Source organism: Pseudonocardia sp. McavD-2-B (genome assembly GCF_024124365.1).
GTDB lineage: Bacteria > Actinomycetota > Actinomycetes > Mycobacteriales > Pseudonocardiaceae > Pseudonocardia > Pseudonocardia alni.
The window spans coordinates 1-4,023 of record NZ_JAMXSG010000392.1; the positions used below are offsets into that span (position 1 = coordinate 1).

Below are 4,023 nucleotides of genomic sequence, written 5' to 3' on the forward strand. Positions count from 1 at the left end.
GACTCGGCGGCGGAGACCTCGGTGGCGCCCTGCGGCGCGGGAGTTCCCTGCGGCGCGGCGGGGGCGGCGGCGGGGCCGGGCGAGGGACGGCGGGCGGGCATCACGGGGCGACCGGCACCGGCGGCGTCGCCGTTCTGCGGGTCTCCCGGCTCCGGCGCGGACGTCACCGGCTGCTCGTCCGCGTCGTCGGACGAGGGAGGGCGCTCGGGCATGACGTGGGACTTCCTTTCCGCACTGCCATCGACTCTGTCATCGCGACCGGCGTCGTCGACTGTGTCGACACCGCTGTCGAACCGGGTGGGCCGCGGGTCCGTGCGGACCGGCGCGACCCGGGGGGTCAGAGGTAGAGACCGGTCCCGTGCTGGGTGGCCTCGGAGGCCACCGCGTGCAGGTCCCGCTCACGCATGACCAGGTGCCCGACGCCGGCGATCTCGACCTCGTACTGGTCCTCCGGGGCGAGCAGGACGCGGTCGCCGGCCTTCACCGTGCGCACGTGCTGTCCCACCCCGACCACCTCTCCCCAGACCAGACGCTTGGCGACCTGTGCGGTTGCCGGGATCACGATTCCGGCCGAGCTCCGTCGCTCGCCGGAACCCTCGACCCTCTTGATCATGACCCGGTCATGGAGCATCTGGATCTCGAGTTTGGGCTCGGCCACCGGGCCGATGCTACGGGTGACCCCTGACGCCCCCGGCGGCGCCCGGCGCAAGCGAGAGCATGCCCCGAACGTGGAACGCCCCGCGGCGCTACCGAGTCGGGGGTCGGGTGGCGCCGCGGGGCTCAGCAGGGGTTTCGCGCCGACCCGAGGACCTGTTACACCGCAAACAGTTTTCACTCGTCCGGAGCAGCGGGGCTCAGGTGTTGGCGAGCAGGTACCGCCCGAAGTGCGGCACGGTGAAGGCGATCTGGCCGCGCTGGGCGGAGAACACCAGGCCCTTCTTGAGCAGGCTGTCGCGCGCCGGGGACAGCGACGACGCGCGCCGGTCCAGGTGCTTGGCCACCAGCGACGTCTCGACGGGGTGGTCCTCCCCGTCGGTCAGCTCGGCCATCGCCCGCAGGTACTCGCGCTCCGCCGGCGTCGCCCGCTCGAAGCGCGAGCCGAAGAAGCCGACCGCGAGCTCGGCCTCGGCCTCGGGGGCGGCCATCTCGACGTCCTTCACGCCGATCGGGCTGGTCGGTGCGGCGTCCCACGCGGCCTTGCCGTAGGCCTGCACGAAGTAGGGGTAACCGCCCGAGCGGACGTAGAGGTCGTCGAGGGCCTCCTGGTCGAAGGTCGCCTCCTCGCGCTCGGCCGGGGCGATCAGCGCGAAGTCGGCGTCCTTGCGGTCCAGCCGGTCGATCCGTGAGTACTTGAACAACCGCTCCGAGTAGGACTTCGACGCCGACAGCACGGCGGGCAGGTGCGGCAGCCCCGCCCCGACGACGACGAGCGGCACCCGGGCCTGGGACAGCTCGTGGCAGGCGGCGCAGAGTGCGGAGACGTCCTCGGGCCGCAGGTCCTGCATCTCGTCGATCAGCAGCGCGATGCCGGAGCCGACGTCCTGGGCCAGCTCCGCGACCTCGGTGAACAGCTCGACGAGGTCGATCTCGATGTCCCCGGAGTCCGCGCGCCCGTTCTTCACCGGGACGTCGATGCCGGGCTGCCAGCGCTCCCGCAGCTTCGTGCCCTCCGGCGACGACCGCAGCGCGAACGCCTTGAGCACGCCCAGCACCTCGTCGATGCGCTCGGGGGCCCGGTGCCGGACGGCGAGGTCGCGGATCGCGCGGTGCAGCGCCGCGGACAGCGGACGGCGCAGGTCGGCGTCCGGGCGGGCCTCGATCTTCCCGGCGCCCCAGCCGGCGTGCATCGCCATCGAGCGCAGCTCGCCGAGCAGCACCGTCTTGCCGACGCCGCGCAGCCCGGTGAGCACCAGGCTCCGCTCCGGGCGACCGCGGGCGACCCGCTCCAGGACGATCTCGAAGGCGTCCACCTCGCGGTCCCGGCCGGCCAGCTCCGGCGGGCGCTGCCCGGCGCCGGGGGCGAACGGGTTGCGCACCGGGTCCATGCGAGGACGGTATCCGCCGCTCTTCGGAATTCCGTAGACGACGACGGCGTGTCGCGGCCCCGCCACCCGGGCGGCCCAGCGACGACGTCGGTCACCCAGCGTGGTCGCGATGCCCGTCCGGGCCGGTTCCGGCATCGCCCGTGCGGTCCGCCGCGAACGCACCGTGCGAGCGGGGCCGAGGAACGCCGGCGCTGTCGTCACGATCCGGTGGCCCGCGCCCGGTGACCTTCCGCGACCGCGGTTGACCAGCAACACTCTGAGGCGTGCACCACCCCGTCGCACGTGACTACGCCCGGGAGGAGAGCGCTGTGGGCCGACACCGCGGACGGCACCGCGCCGACCGGATGCATCACTCGACGCTGCGGATGAAGCCGATCACGCTGCGTCGCCGACGGCTGGAGAGCCTGCGCAGCCTGCTCGCAGGAGCGCGCCCCGGCTGGTGAGAAGGACGGCGGGGGCGACCCCCGAACGCTCCCGCCGTCCACCACCCGGTCCTGGATCTGCCGCGCCCGGCCGTCGCATCCCTGGTGCCGCCGTCGCAGCCTCCGCACGGGGTGCGGAGACCGCGTGCGGGGTGCGCCGGGCGGCCACGTATCGCGAGGCCCGGTGACGGGTCAGGTGCGGCCGGGGCCGTCCACGACCTCGCCGTCGACGACCGGGCCGGTGCCCGCGGCAGGTCCGGTGATGCGCGGGTACGCGGTCGCCGAGCGCGGCTCGGTCACGGTCTCCCCCTCGACCACGGTGGCGCCGTAGCGGATCCGTGCGGTGCGCAGGCTCGGTGCGGCCCGCTCGGCGGCGTTCACCATGCGACGCCGGACCAGGGCCCGCGTCGGGGGGAACACCAGGGCGAGACCGAGCACATCGGTGATCAGGCCCGGCAGGAAGATGAGGATGCCACCGGCGGCGACGAGCAGCCCGTCGGTCGCCTCCTCGTGCGCCAGCTTCCCGCGCTGCACGGCGGTGGCGAGCGCGCGGGCGGCGCGGACGCCCTCCCGGCGGGCGAGCAGGAGTCCGACCACGGACCCGGCGAGCAGGACCAGCAGGGTCCAGCCCAGTCCGATCCACGCGATCAGCCCGGCGAGCGCGACGATCTCGAGCACGACGTAGAGCAGCACGAACGGCATGCCCGTACAACGCACGGGCATGCCGTTCTGCTCCCGGATCGCCCGAATTCCCCGGATCGATCCCCCGGGCCCTCGGATGATCTCCCCAGGTCACCAGGTGAAGGCGACCCCGGGGTCGTGCAGCAGCGCGCCGACGTCGGCGAGGAATCGCGAGCCCTCGGCCCCGTCGACGAGGCGGTGGTCGAACGACAGCGCCAGCCGGCACACGGTGCGCACGGCCAGCTCGCCGTCGACGACCCAGGGGGCGGGCTTGATCGACCCCACCGCGAGGATCGCGGCCTCGCCGGGGTTGATGATCGGCGTCCCGGTGTCGACGCCGAGCACGCCGACGTTGGTGATCGTGAACGTGCCCCCGACCAGGTCGGCCGGGGCGGTCCGGCCCGCCCGGGCGGTGTCGGTGAGCGTCGTGAGCGCGTCGGCCATGCCGCGCAGGGTGAGTGTGTCCGCGTCGCGGATCTTGGGGACGACGAGCCCACGCGGCGTTGCGGCGGCGATGCCGAGCTGGACGCGGGCGTAGTAGACGATCTCGCCGGCGCGCTCGTCCCAGCCGGCGTTGGCCGCCGGGGTCCGCGCGGCGGCGAGGCAGGCGGCCTTCGCGACGAACGCCAGCGGGGTCAGCTTGACCCCGGCGAACTCGCGCGAGGCCCGCAGCCGGTCGCGCAGGGCCATCATCTCGGTGACGTCGACGTCGAGGAACTCGGTGACGTGCGGCGCGGTGAACGCGCTCGCGACCATCGCCGCGGCGGTGGCCTTGCGGACGCCGCGGATGGGCTCACGCCGGTCCTCGGTGGGCCGGGCGGTGGTCGTGCCCGGTCCGGCCGCGGTGCCCGGCCCGGCGGCGGTGCCCGGCCCGG

The 4,023-nt window shown here is 74.3% G+C and carries 5 protein-coding genes and 1 pseudogene; 1 reads left to right on the forward strand and 5 read right to left on the reverse strand.

Going from position 1 to position 4,023, the window contains the following annotated elements; translation table 11 throughout:
* From NH602_RS28960 to NH602_RS28970, 3 genes and pseudogenes are all read right to left on the reverse strand, one after another.
* Window positions 1-212: pseudogene (locus NH602_RS28960) on the reverse strand (hypothetical protein); the annotation flags it as partial.
* A gap of 125 nt (window positions 213-337) precedes the next feature.
* Window positions 338-658, reverse strand: a complete 321-nt coding sequence (locus NH602_RS28965) for a co-chaperone GroES (protein ID WP_043276256.1) — start codon at window positions 656-658, stop codon at window positions 338-340.
* Window positions 659-854: 196 nt separating this feature from the next.
* Window positions 855-2,045 (reverse strand): ATP-binding protein, encoded by a 1,191-nt coding sequence (locus tag NH602_RS28970; RefSeq protein WP_062398897.1) that lies wholly within the window; start codon window positions 2,043-2,045, stop codon window positions 855-857.
* A 308-nt stretch (window positions 2,046-2,353) separates the two neighbouring features.
* Between NH602_RS28970 and NH602_RS31570 the strand changes: the two genes are divergently transcribed.
* Entirely contained in the window at window positions 2,354-2,488 is a 135-nt protein-coding gene (locus tag NH602_RS31570; protein WP_255497807.1) for a hypothetical protein, read from the forward strand.
* A 171-nt stretch (window positions 2,489-2,659) separates the two neighbouring features.
* On the opposite strand, the gene NH602_RS28975 is transcribed toward NH602_RS31570, so the two are convergent.
* On the reverse strand, window positions 2,660-3,169 hold the full coding sequence (locus NH602_RS28975; RefSeq protein ID WP_253069464.1) for an FxsA family protein: 510 nt from the start codon (window positions 3,167-3,169) through the stop codon (window positions 2,660-2,662).
* 90 nt (window positions 3,170-3,259) lie between these two features.
* Window positions 3,260-4,023 (reverse strand): 2-oxo acid dehydrogenase subunit E2 (locus NH602_RS28980; RefSeq protein ID WP_253069465.1); only part of this gene is annotated, 764 nt, incomplete at its 5' end.

Coding starts and splice junctions, on each gene's coding strand:
- NH602_RS28970 (WP_062398897.1), bottom strand. CDS start 2,045: ATGGACCCGGTGCGCAACCCGTTCGCCCCCGGCGCCGGGCAGCGCCCG.
- NH602_RS28975 (WP_253069464.1), bottom strand. CDS start 3,169: ATGCCGTTCGTGCTGCTCTACGTCGTGCTCGAGATCGTCGCGCTCGCC.